The sequence below is a fragment of the Micromonospora ferruginea genome, from assembly GCF_013694245.2.
GTDB lineage: Bacteria > Actinomycetota > Actinomycetes > Mycobacteriales > Micromonosporaceae > Micromonospora > Micromonospora robiginosa.
Genome location: NZ_CP059322.2, coordinates 4,177,215 through 4,196,592, shown reverse-complemented (window position 1 = coordinate 4,196,592; position 19,378 = coordinate 4,177,215). Strand labels below are relative to the sequence as shown.

Genomic DNA, 19,378 nt, shown 5'->3' with positions numbered 1-19,378 from the left:
CAGCGGTGGCAGAGAACCACCGCCGCTGAGCATGCCGTCCCCGGTCAACGAGTCAATCCGGCTCGCTCTCTGGTGGAAGGCGCGGTTCCGTTTTCGAGGTAGACACCGCCCCGCCCGACCGCGGTGACCGCCGCGGCAACTCGCCGAGCCAGCCGGGGGATCAACACGTCGCCCAGGCGCTCTGGCTCGATGAAGTCGAACTGGTCGAGCTCGTCCGGGCACAGCCGCATCGTCGCGACCTGGTTCGGCGTCAGTACGCCGTCGTCGAAGACGAACATGAGGCCGCCGTCCCATGGTGGGCTGGGCGGCACCCAGTCGACGCAGAGCAGCGCTCCTGTCGGCATCGACAGGCCCAGCTCCTCTCGGATCTCGCGGGCGCAGGCGTCTGCCGGGGACTCGCCCGCCTCCACCATCCCGCCGGGAATCTCCCACACGTCCTTGTAGGTCGGGTGGACCACCAACACCCGACCGGCCTGGTCACGGAGGATCACTCCGGCTGCCGCGCGGACCCGCGTCACGTTGGCGATGTAGGAGAGATCGGGTTCGGTCGGCGTCTCGTCCACGTGACCGACCCTACGGGCTCGTCGCCGGCACGTAGCTCAACAGCGACCGAAACCTGCCGCGCCGGTCGACCGGCCGTCCGCTCTTGGAGCCGCTAACGAGCAGCCGTGGCCGGAAGAGCCGGCGCTCGGCTCTGCCCGACCTCTTGGCGAGACCGTAGTCTCACCTAGTGAGAAGCTCGCGTGTGCTGGCCAAAATTCTTTGCCCAGTTCGGGCGGGGAATCCGTGTGAATTCAGGTCAGTGCAGCACAGCGGTTGTCAACGCGTCCAACTGGGTCCGGAAACTTCATGATCGACTTGCGGTGATGCCGGTTGACAGGGTGCTGACGGCGGAGGCGTACTGGTACGCGCGTAACTGCGTGGTGGTCCGCCGCCGGGCTTGATCGGCCCGTCTGGGTGGCGCTCCTTCGGGAGCGCCGCCGGTCGTTCGAGGGGCTCGGGAGTGGGCGGGTCGTCGATGGGTCTGAGTGACAGGGGGTTCGCGATGAAGGAACTTTCTCCGGCGGGTTGAGCCGACGCCCTACCCGGGTCGTCGTGATGTCGACGACGGACCTGGTGCTCCTGTCCCGGGTTGAGGCGAAGCCTGCTCGCGGTGCGGCGTCGTGCCGCCTGTCCACTGCAACTGCCACCGCTGTTCCCCGCTGTGCGCGGCTGCCTTCTGGCGGTCGTGTCAATCGCTGCTGCCCCGATTTGCCTCCGGGCTGGCCGTTACGCCGGTCGGCGTGTTCGTTGACAACTCCACAGTGCGAACCCTCCGCAGCTCGTCGTACCCGCCGCGCCCTGCTCGGCGGCTGGGGTAGGGCATCCGCGACTTCGCCACGGCGTCGTGACGGTCGACGCCTTCCTCATCTTCTTCGATCAAGGAGTTGCTGTGTTCTCCGTACATCTCGTCTTTCTGTGCCCCGGGTTTCGGCCGGGGCCGGGGGCGGTGACAGATCCCGTCTCGATCCCCGTTTCGGGGTCCGGGTTGGCGTCCGGGTTGAGGTCAGTCTTCACCCGGACGCCGGAACGGACCCCCGGTTCCGTCTCACATCGCAGGTCTGGCCGGCTGTCGGTGTCGTCGGCTGTCCTGCGACAGACCCTGCCCTCTCGGGTCTCTCCCCTGGGGCTGCCATTCCGTACCGGAAAGGAGGCGGTAGCTGGTGGATGATCCTGTCCTTCGGGTTCAGTCGCAGCTGACCGGTCGTGACCGGGTGCTGTTGGGCTGGTTGTACGACCACGGCGTGTTGACGTCGTTCCAGATCGCGACCGCCCTGTTCCCGTCCCTCGACTTCTGTCAGCGGCGGCTGCGGACCCTGTACCGGCTGCGCCTGGTGGCTAGGTTTCGGCCGCAGCGGGCCGACGGCGGCTCATACCCGTACCACTACGTCATCGACCAGCTCGGCGCCGAGGTCGTCGCCGCAGCTCGGGACGAGCGGCCGCCGCGGCGGGATCGCGCCCGGGTGGAGCGGCGGCGGTGGACCTCGACCCGCACCCTGGCCCACCGCCTGGGGGTGAACGGCTTCTTTACCGACCTGGCCGGGCACGCCCGCACCCACCCCGGCGCGGTACTGGCCGAGTGGCTGCCGGAGGTGGCGTGCCAGCGCGCCGGAACGTTCATTCTGCCGCAGGATCCGGCGCTGTTGCGGGCGTATCAGCCGCGGGTGCGTCCGGACGGCTGCGGCCGGTGGGTCGACGGCGGGGTCGAAGTGCCGTTCTTCCTGGAGTACGACACCGGCGGCGAGCAGCTGTCGATCCTAGCAGGGAAGGTGACCGGCTACCGGGAGCTGTTCGGCACGATCGGGCGGGCATGGCCGGTGCTGTTCTGGCTGCACTCCGCCGTCCGGGAACGCAACTTCCGCCGGGTCATCGGAGAGGTGCCGCTGCCGGTGCCAGTCGTCACCGGCTGTCGCGACCACGCCACGACGACGGGCCTGAGCCCGGCGGAGGCGGTGTGGGCGATAGCCGCTGGTGGGGCAGGGCAGCGGCTGTGCCTGGCCGACCTGGCCGGCTACGTCGTGGACGCCTCCGGCCGGGCCGGTGAGGCCGCGTGATCGAAGACCGCGCCACAGCGACAGACGAGACGTCCGTGCCCGATCGGACAGCAGCTGTCAGCGTCTGTCACGGATCTGTCGTGAGCAGTTCGGCCGGTGCTGACAGATCCGTGAGAGCAGCGGACGTCCGCTCCCCTAGCGGCCGGACCGCGTGGGAGTCGCGCGCCCGCTGCGGGCGGTCCGCAGCCGGCGTCCAGTACGCGTCCCGACGGATGTCCGACGCCAGGTCGGTCCCGCCCCCTGCGACTGACGGACGGACCGGAACTCCGGTCCGGGTCGAGGAGGTGATGGGCTACGACAGCACCGGTCCCTGACCCGAACGCCAGTCCGCACGGCAGCCGCGCCGAGGGTGGCATCCAGGTCGTCATCATGCTGGCCATCGGCGGCGCGGCCGGGGCGGCCAGCTTCACCCACGTGCACAACGTGGCCGCCGCGCACGGCCAATCCGGCTGGCTGGCCTGGGCCGACGCGATCGTCCTAGAGCTGATGTCCATCGCCTCCGGCCTGGAACTGCGCCGCCGCAAACGCGCCCACACCTCCACCGCGTTTCCAGCCACCGTGCTGGCGTGGGCGGTCACCCTGTCCCTGGCGGCACAGGTCGTCGAGGCCGAGCCTTCGGTCATTGGGTGGGTCGCCGCCGCCGTCCCTGCGCTCGGGTTCCTCGTCATGGTCAAGATCGCTCTCGGGCGGACCAGCACCCCCACGCCCGCCAACACCGAGACCGTCGGGGACCGCCGACTGGATGAGGCCGGGCGGACCGTTCCGGACAGCGGACCGGACGAGGCGATCCGGTCCGCTGTCACGGCGGGGGAGCGGCGGTCCCGGACCTGGACCGTCCGCTCACCGGGTGCTCGTCGCCGACGTGGCGGACGGGATCGGCAGCGAGCGGACCGGGGACCGTCCGCGCAGCCGTCCGGCGACGTTGGCGAGCTGCTGCCGGCGGCGCGCAAGGTCCGGGACCGGCTCGCCGCGGACGGGCAGGCACTGACCCGGGCGGCACTCGCCGAAGCCCTCCGCGCAGCCGGTCACACCGTGTCCAACACCCGGGTATCCGAACTCCTCAAGATCCTCAAGGTCGAATCGTCGGCACCACCTGAGCTGATCGTGAGCCCGGCCGTGCCGACCAACCCGACGCCACCGCCTCTGTCACCGGAGCGGCGCAACGGTGGCGGAGCAGCCACCCCTGCGCCGGTCGACCCCGACGGGGCTACCCCGCTCCTACCGCACAGCCATCCATCGCATAACCAGGAGAAGCCTGATCATGAACAGCCCCACGAATCACGCTGACCAGACCACCCGCACCACGACCGACAGCACTACCACCGCGCCCGACGTCGGGGAGGTGTGGACGATCGAGCGCATCTGTGCCCTCGGCGTGACCACCACTCTTGCCACCACCGCATCGGTGCTCGGGATCAGCCGATCCCAGGCGTACCGGCTCGCCGCTGCCGACCAGTTCCCCGTACCGCTGATCCGGGCCGGCAGCCGCATCATCGTCCCGGTCGCCGCCCTGCTCCACCTCCTCCAACCCGACCCCGCCGCAACCGGCGGCGGTGGGCGACTTGATGCCGACGCGAAGGTGAGCGTGGATGCGATGCCCCCGCCACCAGCGGATTCCACCCGGCACCGCTGGCGGCACCATCCGGAGCATCCAGGAGACGATGAGTGAAGGGATCCACCTTCAAACGCTGCAGCTGCCGCGACAGCGTCACGGGCCGGCGACTGGGACGCTCCTGTCCCCAGCTTCGCCGGCCCGGCGGCGGCTGGTCCCGCACCCACGGCCACTGGCACTGGCAGATCGAAATCCCCGCCCGCGCCGACGGCACCCGCCGCCCACTGCGCCACGGCCCGTACACCACCCAGGCCGACGCGGACGCTCTCCTGGACCGCATTCGGGCTGCGCTCGCCGTCCCTGATCCCACCGACCCGCACACCAGCGTGAAGACCGGCGACCTGATCGAAACCGCTGTCAAGACCGGCGCGCCCGTCCCCACCCCGGAGCAGGTGCGGCGGGCGCTGCACCTGGACATCACGCCCACCGAACTCCCGACCATGGAGGTGTACCTGACCGACTGGCTCGCCGGACGCCGGAACATCAAGTCCGGCACCCTGCGCTCCTACGAAGGGCACATCCGGCTGTACCTCATCCCGCACCTCGGCCACCTGCGCATCGACCGGCTCCGCCCCGGCCACATCGACGCCATGTACGACGCCATCGCCGAACGCAACACCACCATCGCCACCCTCCGCGCCAGCCGCGACCCCGCCAAACGCGACCAAGTCAAGAACCAGCGGATCGTCGGCCCCAGAACCCTGCACGTCATCCACGCCACCCTGCGCAAAGCCCTCAACGACGCCATGCGCCGCCACCGCTACCTCGACATCAACCCCGCCCTGCTGATCGAGCTACCCCGCGCCCGGGCACCCAAGCCCACCATCTGGACCGACCAACGCATACGCACCTGGCGCGACACCGGCAAGACCCCCAGCCCCGTCATGATCTGGACCCCCGAACACGCCGGACGATTCCTCGACCACACCCACGACGCCGGCGACCGGCTCTACGCCCTCTACCACCTCATCACCTTCACCGGCCTGCGCCGAGGCGAAGCCTGCGGCCTGCACTGGGACGACCTGGACCTCGACGCCGCCACCCTCACGGTCCGCTGGCAACTTGTCCAACAAGGCTGGGCCACCGCCATCGACACCCCGAAGACCACCGACAGCGAAGCCACCGTTGCCCTCGACACCGATACCGTCGTCGTCCTGCGCGCCCACCGCGCCCGCCACCACCGCGAACGCCTCGCCGCCGGCACCACCTGGACCAGGACCGGACTGGTGTTCACCACCCCGACCGGCGGGCGGCTCCACCCCGCCGACGTGACCGACCATTTCCACCACCTCGCCACCCAAGCCGGCCTACCACCCATCCGCCTCCACGACCTCCGCCACGGCGCCGCCACCATGGGACTCGCCGCCGGGGTCCAGATGAAGATCATCTCCAACCGGCTCCGCCATTCCAGTCCACACTTCACCGCCAAGTTCTACGGAGACGTCCTACCCGAGCTATCCCACGCCGCCGCGGAAGCCACTGCATCGGTCGTGCCGCGCCAGCGTGGCTCGATAAGGCCGGCGTAGACCCGGAGGCGCTAACCGTCGTCGGCAGTGGCGGCCAGCCGGTACCTCGCTGTGCTGGCCGCCGCTGCGTTGGTGATCGGAGCTAATCCACGGCCCAGCTATGTCTGAACGAACCGCGTCGGTTCCTGCAGGACCGCGGTTGCGCCACCGAGGTCGGCGAGGCGAGACGCCAAAGTCGCCAGCGCGAGCCGCTCCGGCAACGCTTCGCTGAACTTGAGTCCGACGAGCGCCTTCCTGTTGACTTCGGGCAGGCACAGACGCTGATCAGCGTCGGCGATGAGTGTCCGCCATTCTTCCCGAGAGAGATTCGCCCGTAAGCGGACCTGGCAGTCATCGAAGCGTTGCACCGGGTCGACAACCTCCGTCAACGTGGCCGCCAAGGTGGCGTTCGCGCGGAAACCGGCCCAGGTCCACCACCGCAGGTCATCGCCGTGCCGATCACGAAGGATCACGCTGCCACCCGGATGCACCACCGCGGATCGCTCTTCCCGCTCCTGGGCGAGGCGCTTGGCTGCTCGGTGAGTGAGCTTTACCGGGGGGTCGGCGCCGAGAAGTACCTCGCGCATGGCGCGGGTCAGCTCAAAGCCGAGGCCTGCCCAACCCCCGGTCGTCCAGCGAGCCTTTCCGCCGCTCTCGGCGGGTTCGACGAAGCAGCGCCGGCGCCGCCAGTCGATGTAGGTGACCCGCCAACTTCGCCCGTTGAGGAGCAATCGGCGGTCGCCCTGCACCTCCTCGGTGAGCAGGGCCGGGTCGACGCGACCCAGTTCATCGCGGCCCACTAGGACGGTGAACTCGGGTGCTCCGGTGAATACCGCGGTCATGCCCATGAAGTGTCGATGCCCGAAGCGCCGTTCGGACTCCGGGCCGATGTAAAGCATGTCGCTGTCGCTATTGAGGTAGCCCTGATCGATTAAGTGGCGAATGATCGGGATGGCGGCGCGTCCGAAGGGGTCGAGACCGTTCCACCACCGCGACCAGTTCCGATCTCCCACTCGGTGCTCCTGCAGGCAGAGTGCGAGCATCTGCTGGGCGACGATGTGCCGTGGTTCGGGTGGGGCGACGACTGGTTCGACCCATCCGCGGCCCCAGAGCACGAGCAGGGCCGCCGCCTCCAGCAGGGCGTCGCCGCTGCGGGTGAGGAAGAGGCAGTTGCGGATGTTGCCTGGCCGCCGACCCGTGCGCCCGAGTCGTTGCAGGAATGACGCAACGGTCGAGGGGGCGTCGATTTGGACGACGCGGTCGAGGTCGCCGACGTCGATGCCCAGCTCGAGTGTGCTGGTCGAGACGATGACGCAGTCGCGTGCCTCGGCGAAGGCCTCTTCCGAGCGTCTTCTTTCGTCAGCGGACAGCGAGGCGTGCGACAGGAACGTAGTGATGCCGCGCTCCCGTAGGAGACTGCCGAGCTGTTCTACGGCCTGCCGGGATTCGCAGAAGACCAGCCGTTTTTCACCGGCGTGCAGCCCTGAGAGCACAGTGGCGGCGTTTTGCAGGGAGCCGACGAAGTCGAGTTCGATTTCGCCCGGCGGTGCTGTCGCCGCGGTCGCCGTAGCGGCGACCGGCAGGTCGGGAGCGATGACGCGGCCAGCCCGGGCGCCAGCCCTGGATCCCTGCAGCCACGTCAGCAGGCGATCCGGATTGCCGACGGTTGCTGAGAGCCCGATCCGCTGAACGGGATGACCGATCAGGTGGGTCAAGCGTTCAAGGACGGCGAGGAGGTGCCAGCCGCGATCGTCGCCGGCGAAGGCGTGCACCTCGTCGACGACCACGGCGCGCAGTCCGGCGAAGAACGCCCGATGGTCGACGTTGCGGCTGACCAGCATCGACTCTAGCGATTCCGGCGTGGTCAGCAGCACGTCCGGGCGGGCGGCCAGGATGGCCCGCCGCCGCGGCGCGGTGACGTCACCGTGCCAGAGCGCAGCTCGCCGTCCCAGCCAGTCGGCGTAGCGTTCCCAGCGCGGCAGCAAGTTGTTGAGCAGGGCCTTGAGCGGGCAAAGGTAGAGCACCGACGTTCCGGACCAGCTCTCGGCGGACATCCGAGACAACAGCGGAAAGGCTGCGGCTTCGGTCTTGCCTCCGGCGGTCGGAGCGAGAAGCAGGGCGTCCTCACCGGCCAGTAGTGGCTCCACAGCGGCTTCCTGCAGCGGACGCAGGCCCGGCCATTGCAAGGAGTTGACGATGTGGTGCAGCAGCACGGGATGCAGCAGGCCGGCGGTGGTCACAGGTCCAGTGCGATGTCGTCGGCGCTCGCGGCGTTGCGTTCCACGTCGGTCATCTCCGCTGCCGACATTGTCGCCGCGTAGTGCCGCCTGGGATCGAAGTCGGGGAACTGGTCGACCCGGTCGAGGACATCGCCCACCAGCTTCTTCAGGTACAGGCGTGGCACGATGCCGACTTTTCCGCCCAAGCCACCGGCAACGGCGCGGGCCAGTTGGTCAAGGTACGTGTCGTCGACCAGGGTCCGTATCCGGCCGGGTGCGGATGACCCGTTGGAGTAGAGGTCCCGGACGCGGCCGCCCAGCTCCACCAGGGATTCGATGGTGAAGCCGGGCAGGCGGATCTGCACGGCTCTAGGGTTGTCGAATCTCGGATCCGTGCCGAAGTCGACGGCGAGCCGTTGTGCCAGCGGGGCGAGGCGCTGCACACCCTGCTGCCCGTCGTAGAAGGCAGGCGTGCCGGTGATGACGAGATACAGCCCGGGGAAGCGGCCGGAGTGCACCTCGTCGATCAGTTGCCGCAGCGCGTTGAGTGCTTTGTCCCGGACATCGCCGCGGACCCGTTGCAGCGTCTCGACCTCGTCGAGGACGAGAACCAGTCCCGGATGGCCGGCGTCCCGTAGGACAGTGAGCAGCCCCTGGAGGAAGGCCATGGCGCCGAAATGGTCGAGCTCGCCCCGAATACCGGCGGCTCGTTTCGCCGCCACCGCGACCTGCGGTTGTCCGGCCATCCACGCGGCCAGCCCGTCGGCGATGACGGTGTCGCCGGCGCTCAACGCCGCCCGGTAGCCGCGTAACGCCAGTGCAAAGAGGGGGGAGTGCTTGCTGACCTGGGCGAGGCGCTGTTCGAGGAGCCGATCCACGGCCGCGCCCACGTCCGCCTCGGCGGCGGGATCAGCTTGGAGCGCATCGGCTTCCAGCGTGAACAGCCACGAGTCGAGAACGGCGCGGAACGCACTAGGTGATATTGACGCCGTCCGCATGGACTCGGTGATGCGCCGGTACACGGTCTCCAGCCGGTGCAATGGCGTCTGAGTCTCGGAGATTTGCACCTCGGCTGCGGCGAAGCCGTGCCGAATAGCCCGCTCGGCCAGGTGTCGTGTGAAAAAGGTCTTGCCGGCGCCGTACTCGCCCCGTACCGCCTTGAACACGGCGCCACCGGAGCTGACCGTGTCGAGCTCACCGTCGAGGGCGGCAGAAAATCGGTCGAGACCGACCGCGAGCAGGTCGAGACCGCTCTCCGGGACGGTTCCACGGCGAAGCGCGTCGATCACTTCGCGCCGGCGTCGCTGGGAGACGTCCGGCGTCACGAGGGCACCTCGAACTGCTCGGTCAGGAGTTTAACGTCGAGCATGACTGTGCCGGTCGCCGGTTCGGCGGCCAGGACGGCGTACCCCTCGACGTTGAGTAGTTGCTGGACCTGCGTCAGCGCACCCCGCAGCCGCGTCTGGGCAACGCCGAGGGCTTGGGCGGCGGGGATGGGCGGCAGCCGGTTGGCTGTCGCGCCGGCCAGCGAGTCGATGATTCCGGCGATCTGATCGTCGGTGACAATGAGGCGGCCGGCGATCTTCCGCTGTGCCCTGTAGACGGGGCTGGCCACGACGGCACGGCCAAGCGTCGTCGTAGGTTGCTTGGTGACCTCCGGAGCCTGGCCGAACAGGTTCTGCTCAAACGGCGCCTGATCGAACAGGGTCGGGCCGGTCTGGCGCCACCCTTGGTTCTTGGTGGTCGCGGCCTTCGGCGCGGGTGAGACGGTGGGTGTCCGCGAAACGGCCGGGGAGGTGAGCCACCACGTGGGCTCCTGCGGCGGAAGCAACTCCAGACCGGCCTTGTTTCGGGATTCATCTGGTACGAGGACGGCGACCGGCACGACCATCTCTGCCGCGCTCGCTCCCCCGTGGTAGCCAGCCTTCAGCGGTCCGTACCGGAGTGTCTCGTCGACGGCGAGGACGGCTCGGTGGCCGTCTGTCAGCACGCGAGGGCCGCTGACCTCGATCTCGTCTTCCTGGACGGGAGCGGTGGCCGGGCGAGAACGAGCACTGGAAATCTGGGGGTGCGATCGCTGGGTGCCTTGACGGCGTTCGACGATGTGACCGTGATCGGCGGTCACGACGACGGTCCGCCCTGCGGCGGCCGCCCGAGCGAGCAGCGGTTCGAGGTGTTTGACGGCATCGGCGGTCCAGACCGTGCCCGCGGGGTCACTGCGGTCGAGCGCGTCGTCGATCGTATTGAGGACGACGGTCACCAGCGGCAGCTCGATGTCGTCGATGGCGCCGCCCACATCCGGGCTGACCGACCAGCCTGCTGCCGTGGTGTCCACCGCCTTTTTGTGGAAGAGCCGCGCGAGGATCTTCCCGCCCTTGAAGGTCACCTCGGCGTAGCCGTGCTGTTCTTCGGATTGCTGCCCGCGGGTGAGGCGGCCGGAGAGCAGGGATGCGCGACTCACCTCGGTTATCGACGGCAACACCGCGAGCGCCGCCGTCCTTCGCAGCGAACCGGCACCAGGTAGGGCGGCCTCAAGCCAGCCGAGCCGCCCAGTCGCGTCGGACAGGATCTCGGTGGCGACGGCCGCGCTCATGCCGTCGAGGACCAGCAGTAGTACGGGTGCCTTGCGGGCGAGCGGAATGACGCAGCCCGGCAGCAACTGTTCTAGGTACCAGACGGTTCCCGAGCCGGCTGGCAAACCGCGGCCGGCAGGGGTGGGCGCCGAGGCGAGCGCCCGGGCGAAGTGGCGTTCCTGTGCGCGACGTCGCTGCTGCGCGGCCGTGACGACGGCGTGCAGCGCACCGGACAGGCTCGGATCGTCCACCCCGCCGAACGCGTCGTTGATCGCCGCGTCGGCCCATGCCGCGCTGTCCAGATATCGGCGGGCGAGGTGGCCAAGCTCGGGAGTGTCCGCGGGGGTACCGGGCGCGGAATCGACCTCGGTAAGCCACCGGACCAGCCGCACCGCAGCCTCGAAGGGTCCCCGGAACGGCGTGGTCGCGGCGAGCCGGTGGGCCCGCACCGCTGCCCAGGCTTTCTCGACGGTGTCCGGGTCACCGGCGTGGCCAAACGCCGTGACAGCCCCGCGCAGGCCGTCGGCAAGCGCGACGAAGCGCGCCCGCAATCCGCCGGCGAGAAGTTCAGAGTGGCGGGCCAGCGGCTCGGCCTGGATCTGGGTGAGGATCGCGTCGGCCCGGTCCAGGCAGCGAGCGACGTCGTCGTCGGCGCGCCGGTCGTGAATCAGGTCGGACAGCAGCGCGTCCGCGGCTTGCCCGAGGGCGGCCAATGCGGCCGGCGCAGGGCTGTATTCGCCCCACCGCGGTTCTAGCCGGACCAGAGCCAGTTGAGCCTGATGCATCGTTGGAGGGTCGTACCGGTCGTTGGTCAGCAGCCGCAGAACCAAGCCGAGCGGTACCACGTCGGCGAGTTCACCGCGGGACAGCAGCGCCCGTATCGGGCCTGCCGCCGAGCCCGCACGCTGGGCGATCCAGTCGAGTGTGGTGTCGGCTAGTAGGTCCCCGACGCTACGACGCAGAGCGCCGAGGGAGGCGACACTCCGCGCGGCGATCGACCAGCGGAGGACGCCGAGGACATCGGCGGTATCCGTGTCGAAGTCGAGGTGGATGGCGGCAACTGCACCAAGCGCATGGGTACGGGTGAGAACGCCGGCCGGCGCGGCCGGCCAGCCCGCGGCCGGAGTGGCGGCCACCAACGCCGTGGCCAGGTCCCGGTTGTCCGGGCGGCTGGTCAACGCGGGGTCGATCCCGGTGGCCGCGAACCGGGCCCGGACGGCCTCCCACGGATCCGGTCTGCGCAGCCGCTGCCAGACGAAATGAGCCAGGATACCGGGACCGAGATCGTCGTCATCACGGTCGGTAACGATCACCAGCCAGTCGCCGTCGCGGTGCTCGCCGAGCATCTCTCGTACCGCCAGTGCGGACTCGGCCACCCGGACCCGTACGGTCTGGCCCTGGTGTTGCAGGTCGACGGAGGTGGCCCGATCAGGGACGCCGCGGAGGCCGATGACGCCGTTACGGTAGTTCTTGGCCAGGGCTTCGTCGACGATCGCGAGCACCATCGATGCGCTCACCCGCGTCGTGGCCACGGCGACGGTCACGGCAGCACTCGCCACGTCACCTCGACAGTGACGTCGGGGTTGGCGTCCAGAAACTTCCGCACCTGGTTCATGATCTCGCTGTTGCCTGCTCCGCCCGCACGACTGGAACTCCCGGCCGGGGGACCCGACACATCGGATGGCTTGGGCTTGGGCTTCGGCTCAGGATCCGCCGAGGGCGCAGCTTTCGCCAGCCAGCTGAAGATCCCGTCCTCGCAAACTGCGAGCGCACGTCCGATCGGCACCGGCAGCTCGTCCTGCTCCAGCGCTGACCGAAGGCCGTTGACGACAGCGGCGGCCTGCGCAGCGCGGCTGTCCTCGCCCTTCATCGCCTCATGCAGCGGGTCCAGCCGGTGCCAGGGAAATCCCGTGAGTGCCTTTCCGACCGTCTCCGCCGACGCCAGCGACTTGCCTGCCGCGACCGGTGTGGCATCGCCGAGGTTCGCCTTCGCCAGCACCTGAACGAGCTTGACGCCGTCGAGGTGACGCAATTGCTGCACCAGCGCAGACCCAGCTCGAGCGGTCCTCAGTCGGTTACCGTCCGCAATCTCCAGGCGCCGGTACGCCGCCTCAATCGCTCCCACCAACCCGGGCGCCGTCTCCGACAGTTCCGCCGCCTTGACGGCGACCTGCCCGACGAAATCGGCCACAGCCGGCGCGGTGAGATACGCCCCGGCCACAACGCCCAGCATCGCGCCGGCCACGGTTCGCGCCGACTCCCAATCGCCGGCCGACGGCAGCTCCTGAGTGCGCAGCTCCATCACCGGGGTGAGCGAGCCCGGCTCCGGTACGACCGGCAGAGCCGTCTCCTGCTGGAACCAGGCACGCTGCCGCAGCGCCGCCCACGCGATGATGACCAGGTCGGCGACCTCGTCCCTAAGCCCGTGGGCGGGCGAGACGTCCCGGATCCAGCGCCGCAGCTCCGCGACGGTCACCGGCCCGTCGGCCGGCTTACCCTGTTCCTGCCCCCGCCGGCCGAGTGCTCGCTCGATCTCCTGCCCCCATGGGGTGAACCGATCGTCGCCGAAGAGGTAGTGCATCTCCGTGGCCTTGCCGACGCCGAGCGGCTCCGCGATCCGTCGTACCACGGCGGCGTCGGCCTGAAGCTCGACGCGTTTCTCGCTGTCCGCCGCGGTCTGTGCGACGTACCGAGCAACGGCTTTGAGGTCGCGGACTTTGACCTCGACGTCGCCTGGCTCGAACAGCGGATGCGCGGGGTAGAGAGCCTTGAACGCCTGATCAAGCAGGTTGTTGAAGGCCTGACCCAGCGTGGCGCCGACCGGATTGACAGGGGCGAAACGACGCTCGAAGGAGAATAGCGTCCGCTCGTGTGACGCGTCCTCCATGAGGACGCCCGGGCGCGGGGACGCGGCGCCGTACGCCTGCTGCACTGCGTCCTCAAGGCTGCGCCGCAGCGTGTTGCGTTGGGACTCCAGGATCGACCGGGCCAGAGCACGGTCAGCCTCGTTGAGGTGGTCGGCGTGCCCCTGCCAGCGCTCGGTGCTGCCGTCGAGCAGCCAGTTGAGGATGACCAGGCGCCGCAGCTCGCGGATTTTGTCATCAGACAGGAACCGGGGCAGCCACACCACGGTTCGCTCTTGCACGCCCCGCGCCACCATCTCGTCCAGTCGCTGAAGGTCCTCGACTGTGGAGTGGCCCGGGTCGTCGAACGGGTGGTCGATGACGATGCGCCAGGTGTCTGGCGCGGCGCGGAAGTGGTCGTCGGACAGCCAGCTGCGGTCGCGGACGTTGCCGAAGAGCACATCGACCTTGCGCTTCGAGCCACGCCAGATGAAGTCGTACGGGTAGGCGCCTTGCAGGTCCTGGGACGCCAGCGTAATGCCCAGGCTTTCGCTGACGAGGTCCTTCAACAGTTCACGGCGCCGGCCCTCGTTGTCCTCGGCCTTAGCCCGCTCCACAATCGACTCGTAGTCGACGTCGGACAACTGCACCCTGATCGTCGGGTTGCGGTCGTCGCCGTCGAGATGGATCTCGGGAATGTCCCGGGCCCAGGTGCGCACCTTGGACAGCACGACAGCAGCCTCACCGCCTGGCAGCGGCGACACGATGGAACCGTGGTTGAGCGACGCGAGCCGGGCCGCGGTCAGCGCCATCAGGGCCGGAACCTTCGGGGCGACGGCCGACAACAGGAGGGTCTTGGCCAGCCGATCGTCGGTGCGGAAACCCGGCCGGACCTTCTCGGGCTCCTCGCGCAGGGTCCGCTCGTCGATGCCGTGGATGCCGAGCAGCAAGGGCCGCAGCTTGTCCGCGTAGAGCTTGTTGGCCGATCGGAAGAGCGCGGCCGCCTCGACGTCCAGCGCCTGTCCGGTCTGCCCCTGGACCACGAGGTCGAAGGAGTCGCCGACCGGGATGATCTGATCGATGGTCAGCGTTTCGCGCCGGTCGACGAGCATCTGCTGCATGACCTTGAGCGCGGTCCGCTCGCGCTGCATGACACTGGCCAGGCTGCGCAAGGTCGACACCAGGGCCGGAGAGAACGGGTAGGTGAGGCGAAACGCCTTCTCATCGGAGCCTCGATGCCGTTCATCAGTGTTCACGCCGTCGAGCAGCACGTCCCACACCGCTGGCCGGCGGTCGATTGCACCGAACGCGCCCTCGAGCACGGCAGCAGCCTCGGCGTCCTTGGGCCGCAGGAGTCGGCGATTGGCCACGTACGGCAGGTTGTCGTCACCGAGCGGGATGACACCGAAGCGGCCTTCCTGGTGGCGGAACGCGCGGTCCAGCGCGTCCTGCTCCGCGCCGCTGGCGCCCGAGTCGGCGAACCAGCGCCGCAGGTCCATCTGCCGGGCCACAAAGGAGATGAGCGGGATAGGACGACCACCGATGGACGACTCGACCAGCTTGGTGAGCTTCTGCGATTCGCGGCGGAAGAACTCCCGGTCCTGCACTGAGAACGCCAGCCACAGGACCAGCTCGTCCAGGAACAGGACCACGGCGTCGTAGTTAAGGCCCTTGGCGTGCACCGAGATCGCTGCCAGCCCGGTGTCCAGGTCGACGTACTCCGCCTGCTGCGTATATGAGCGGAAGTACGTGTCGACCAGGGCCGACACCAGCTTCTGCCGGCTAGGGCTCGCCGCCGAGGCGGCACGCGCCTCGGCGTAGCGGACCGCATCCCACTCCCCCGCACCCAGCACAGCGGCCCAGGGATCGGCCGCGCCGCCGCCCTCGCCGCCTACGTCGCCGTTGAGGCCGGCGAAGAACTGCTGGTCGCCGAGCTGGGCCCGGTAACGCTCAGCGTCTTCGAGAAGAGCGTCAGACTTGTGTACGGCGGGCAGCGGCGCCCCCGGGTGGCGCTCGCCGATCTGGCGGATGTAGCCCTGGAACAGGGCCTCCTCCATCGTCCGCGCCCCGAGCATGTGGAAGGCGAGCGGCAGGATCTTCCGGTCGGCCAGGACGGGATCGTGGCGCGCCACCACGGGCTGAAGCTCAGCCTTGGAGCGGGCGGCCGGCTCGTGTTCGAGGAGGGCATGCAGCACGGCCATGAAGTGCGACTTACCCGAACCGAACGAGCCGGTGAGGAACGAGCCGCGGCTTGTGCCGGAGGTAATTCCCTCGGCCACCAGGCCCATAGCCGCGTCGAACGCCTCGACAAGTGCATCGGTGACGACATACTCGTCAACCGTGCGTTGGACCGCGTTGTGCCCGACCGAGTCGGTCAGACGCAGGACGTAGTCCTCCGCGCCGGCACGCTCGGGAATGGTGATGACGTCGCGGAGCGGGGTACTCACGCCTTCTCCTCAAGCTGCATCGTCATGGCTGTCACGACCTCGGTCGGCGTCCTCGGCTGGCGGCCGGCGGCCTCCAGGCACCGAGCTGCTCGACCGTCATGCCCACCTGGTGAGCGCGACCGCGCAGCTGCTCTTCGAGGTAGTCCGCCAGGTTGAGCTGGTAGGTGGGGTCGGTCTTGTCGTGCCACTGCCGCACCCAGGGTTGGAGCTCCGCGAGGCCGGCGACCAAGGGGACAAGCCTATCGTCAGACCAGCCTTCGGCCTCCCGCTCGGCGATAACCGCGTTCAGGGCCAGGGCCTGCTGAGCGTGGTCCCAGCCGGCCCAGCCGAGCAACTGGGTGGGGTCGGTTTCGCGGCCGGCGTCCGGGTAGAGGATGAACCGCTCCTTGGGCACGTCGAGCTTGCCCCGGTGCTGCCACCACGACTGCTTCCGGAAGTCTGCGGTTGCGTACTTTGGCGGTACCGGAATCTCACCGACCTTCTCGCCCTTGTCCTCGCGGCGCTGCAGCTCCCAGGTGTGCTCCCAGGCTTCACGCTTGCGCAGCCCAGAATCCTTGAGCCGGTACGCGGCCAGGAAGGGCGCACTCTCGCCCATAAGCAGTTCTTCCAGCTGTCGGATAAGTGAGCCACCCCTTCGTCTTGACCACAGGTCGATCACCGAGACTGCGTTCCCGTCTCGACTGACCAGATCGGCGATCTGGGTGACGGATCTGGCCACTGGCCGACCGGCTGCATCAAACCAGTATTCTCTTCCCTCCAGCTTGCCGAGGAGCCATGCGTGAAGCGCCGAAGCGACTCGCTCATCCCAGGAGGGAATTGCCCATTGCCTCTTAAACTCCGGTCGCTCTAAAAGCCGAACTAAAGGATTGCGGTCGATCTCGGATAAACGATCATTCACAAGCTCTTGATAATGAACGGGCAGCCGTGCCGGAACATCCCGCTGGGCAGGAATGCCCTGGCGCGTGAACCATGCCTTGTCCGGACCTGAGAGGTTGTCACCCTGTCGAGCCAGCGCCACCTCAAATGCGCGATCTCCCAGGTTAATCGCCGGCGGCTCACCATGGCAGCTTAGGGCAGCACCAGTCGTCAGTCCGAAGGATCTGTAGACGTCCCAGTCCAACTCCTCCTGATTGCTGATGAGCTCTCCAAGAGTTCGGACATACGCCTCGCGCAATTCATTTATGCGCTCCTGTGTGGGAGTCTCGCCGCGCGAAAGGAAAGCGACCTCGGGGGTGACCTCGTTCAAACGCGTGGCCAAGGCGTCCAATTTCTGTGCTCGAGCTGTCGGTAGAATTTTGGGAACCGGGAACTGTGCGAGCATGGTGGAGGTCATCTGATACGTGCGAAGCCACGTAATATCGGCAGCACCCCCCTTCGGTTTACATTTACGCTTGAGCCAGAATGAAGCTGCGGAGGAGTTGAGTAATGCAACCAGCGACACGAAGTCTTCCTCCGTTGCCGAGGCCGCGAGCTTAACTATTGGCGCCGTTCTGTTAAATACCCTCTCTAGTCTGTCGAGGCAGAAGTTATTCTGAGCTGCGACTTCAGCAAAGGCGATTTTCCACGGATGTGCATTGCGATCCAGCGGGAGTTGGTGCCATGCGAGCCAGTCTCGACCCTCCGAGCGATAGTCTCCGGACCCGAACGCACGCGCCCACAACTCCGTGCGCAATGGCCAATAGTGGCGGGAAGCTTGGGCAAGGCCAGCCTCTATGTTGGGCCGACCAGGGAGAGTCTTCGGCAGCAGCGCGGATTCTAGATACGAAACGTTCCAGTCGCGTACTCCATCTCCACGGGCCGCGTCCTCAATAAGCTCAGAGGGTACCCGCCACCGGCCAGCGGTGTGCTTCGGGAGAAAAAAAGCTTCATCTGCATGGGAATCACCGTAGAAGCCGATTCGATAGGTAAGTTCCTTGAGATTCTGGAACCTGTCCATCAGTCGTAGCAAGTCCTCGGATCCGTCTCCGGCAAGCACCCACGGATGCCGCGTTAGTGATGACCTAGGGATGTCAATCACCTTGATGAACGGGTCCTCGTAACCCACGTCTCCACAGTATCTAGATAGAGCAGTCCAGTAGGGTCCTTCGCCATCATCTCCAACTGAACGCGACTCCCGCCTTCCTTTACTGAGCACGAGGCGTACCGTGCTCGAAGAGGGAGGCCCAGGCTTGCCGATCATAATCACCGTCGGCGTACCGTCCGAGTTGTGGCCAGGAATCCATGCGCCTTCACTATTCAAGACCATCTTCAGGTCCTGCGTTGGGAGGAAATTTTCTACCAAGTAACGGCCGAAGCCGCGCTGCATAAAGGAATTGGATGTGATCTGTCCTACCCAGCCAGCGGGGTGTCCATTACGATTCAGCCGAGCAAGCTGAAAGAACCTCTCCATGAAAGGTATCGACAACACCCACAATCCGGTGCATGTCGGGTAGCGGCCTTTGATGGCGGCCTTTAGCCTGGGGTCGCGGACCGTGATGTAAGGCGGATTGCCGACGACCACATCATACTGACGTGGCTCAAGAATTGAACGAAGGATCGCGAGATCTTCGGTCTTGTAGGTGAAGCCACTTAGCGATGAATCGGTATCGATCATGTCGGGTGCTTCGAATTCCATCTGACTCCGGCCGTGCAACAAGGAGTCGCCGGACGCGAGGTGAAACCGGAATGCTGGGGCGGATTCCAACGACGTGAGCCCGCTCGCCCGCAATGATGCGACCACGAGTCGAAATCGCGCTACAGCGACGGCAAACGGGTTCAGGTCAACGCCATGAATTGCATCGAGCGCGTTTTGTACACGTGTCTGCACCTCCAGGCCTGGGGCGTGAGTAGCCCATCGGTCGTTCAGCCGGGCGAAGGCGCCCAGCAGAAAGTGACCAGAGCCGCAGGTTGGGTCGATGAGCCTGAAGCCTTCGAGCGGTCGCTCGGCGAGCGCAGGCTCCATCGTCTGATCGAGTATGAACTCCTCAACGAACTCCGGGGTCTGCAGCAGCGCAAAGGTCTTCTTGGCGTAGTCGGAGAGGTCCTGATAGAGGTCGCCAAGAAAGCGGGTCGACAGGCCGGTGTCGGCGAAATCCCATACAAGGTTGCCATCGGCGGTGCGTTCGCGCCAGAAGGCGATGAGCCGCTTGGCGGCCTGGCCGGAGGGGGAGACTGTCCACAACGGCGAGTGTGACTCGACCAGGTCCTGGGTGGCCTTCGTGATTCGCAGGTGTTCGACGGATTGGAGCACCCACTCGCGGTCGGTGTCTTCGGGGTGGGCGCGGAAGTAGGCGAGTTCCGCGTCCAGCGCCTCCTGCCGGCGGTCGGCGGGGCCGGCGATCCAGACCGGCTTGAGTAGGCGGTTGTCCTCGCAGAATCGTACGAAGACCGTGGTTAGCACCCACGCGACCGCGGCCTGTGTTACCCGGTCGTCGCGCCATTCCTGCCACGACATGGCCGTCCGCTCGCGGCTTTTCGCGGCCTCGTGCTCCTGCTTCCACGTTGCCAGGACGTCGGGCTGCGAGGCGACACGGTCGCGAAGGTCGTCCTCCAGATCGAGGACCACCTTCTTGAGCGCTGCCGTCAACCCCGTTGAGACCCCCATTG

At 67.5% G+C, this 19,378-nt stretch carries 10 protein-coding genes; 4 read left to right on the top strand and 6 right to left on the bottom strand.

Annotated elements, in window-relative coordinates:
- Positions 1-44: 44 nt before the first annotated feature.
- Positions 45-563, bottom strand: a complete 519-nt coding sequence (locus H1D33_RS18115; RefSeq protein WP_220138751.1) for an NUDIX domain-containing protein — start codon at positions 561-563, stop codon at positions 45-47.
- A 1,140-nt stretch (positions 564-1,703) separates the two neighbouring features.
- Between H1D33_RS18115 and H1D33_RS18110 the strand changes: the two genes are divergently transcribed.
- The 4 genes from H1D33_RS18110 to H1D33_RS18095 all read left to right on the top strand — a co-directional run bounded on the left by H1D33_RS18110 (position 1,704) and on the right by H1D33_RS18095 (position 5,732).
- The gene (locus H1D33_RS18110) at positions 1,704-2,594 is read left to right on the top strand and encodes a replication-relaxation family protein (protein ID WP_181572017.1); all 891 of its coding nucleotides are present in this window, start codon (positions 1,704-1,706) and stop codon (positions 2,592-2,594) included.
- Between the two features lie 366 nt (positions 2,595-2,960).
- The gene (locus H1D33_RS18105; RefSeq protein WP_349255169.1) at positions 2,961-3,881 is read left to right on the top strand and encodes a DUF2637 domain-containing protein; all 921 of its coding nucleotides are present in this window, start codon (positions 2,961-2,963) and stop codon (positions 3,879-3,881) included.
- Complete coding sequence (locus H1D33_RS18100) at positions 3,856-4,263, top strand: helix-turn-helix transcriptional regulator (RefSeq protein ID WP_181572019.1); 408 nt, start codon at positions 3,856-3,858, stop codon at positions 4,261-4,263. Before H1D33_RS18105 ends, H1D33_RS18100 begins: the two co-directional genes overlap by 26 nt.
- On the top strand, positions 4,260-5,732 hold the full coding sequence (locus tag H1D33_RS18095; protein WP_181572020.1) for a tyrosine-type recombinase/integrase: 1,473 nt from the start codon (positions 4,260-4,262) through the stop codon (positions 5,730-5,732). The genes H1D33_RS18100 and H1D33_RS18095 overlap by 4 nt, the downstream gene beginning before the upstream one ends.
- Before the next feature lie 98 nt (positions 5,733-5,830).
- Here the strand turns inward: H1D33_RS18095 and H1D33_RS18090 are convergent, their stop codons facing one another.
- The 5 genes from H1D33_RS18090 to pglX are packed head-to-tail and all read right to left on the bottom strand — an operon-like array spanning position 5,831 to position 19,376.
- On the bottom strand, positions 5,831-7,951 hold the full coding sequence (locus H1D33_RS18090) for a DEAD/DEAH box helicase (RefSeq protein ID WP_246412035.1): 2,121 nt from the start codon (positions 7,949-7,951) through the stop codon (positions 5,831-5,833).
- Positions 7,948-9,255 carry a BREX system ATP-binding protein BrxD gene (gene brxD, locus H1D33_RS18085; protein WP_181572021.1) on the bottom strand — a complete coding sequence of 436 codons (1,308 nt, stop codon included), beginning with the start codon at positions 9,253-9,255 and terminating at the stop codon, positions 7,948-7,950. Before brxD ends, H1D33_RS18090 begins: the two co-directional genes overlap by 4 nt.
- A complete protein-coding gene (gene pglZ / locus H1D33_RS18080; RefSeq protein ID WP_181572022.1) occupies positions 9,252-12,047 on the bottom strand; it encodes a BREX-2 system phosphatase PglZ in 2,796 nt (931 codons plus the stop codon). The genes brxD and pglZ overlap by 4 nt, the downstream gene beginning before the upstream one ends.
- Entirely contained in the window at positions 12,044-15,793 is a 3,750-nt protein-coding gene (locus H1D33_RS18075) for a BREX-2 system ATPase PglY family protein (RefSeq protein ID WP_181572023.1), read from the bottom strand. Before H1D33_RS18075 ends, pglZ begins: the two co-directional genes overlap by 4 nt.
- Positions 15,794-15,824: 31 nt before the next feature.
- Positions 15,825-19,376 carry a BREX-2 system adenine-specific DNA-methyltransferase PglX gene (gene pglX, locus H1D33_RS18070; RefSeq protein ID WP_181572024.1) on the bottom strand — a complete coding sequence of 1,184 codons (3,552 nt, stop codon included), beginning with the start codon at positions 19,374-19,376 and terminating at the stop codon, positions 15,825-15,827.
- Between the last annotated feature and the right edge of the window lie 2 nt (positions 19,377-19,378).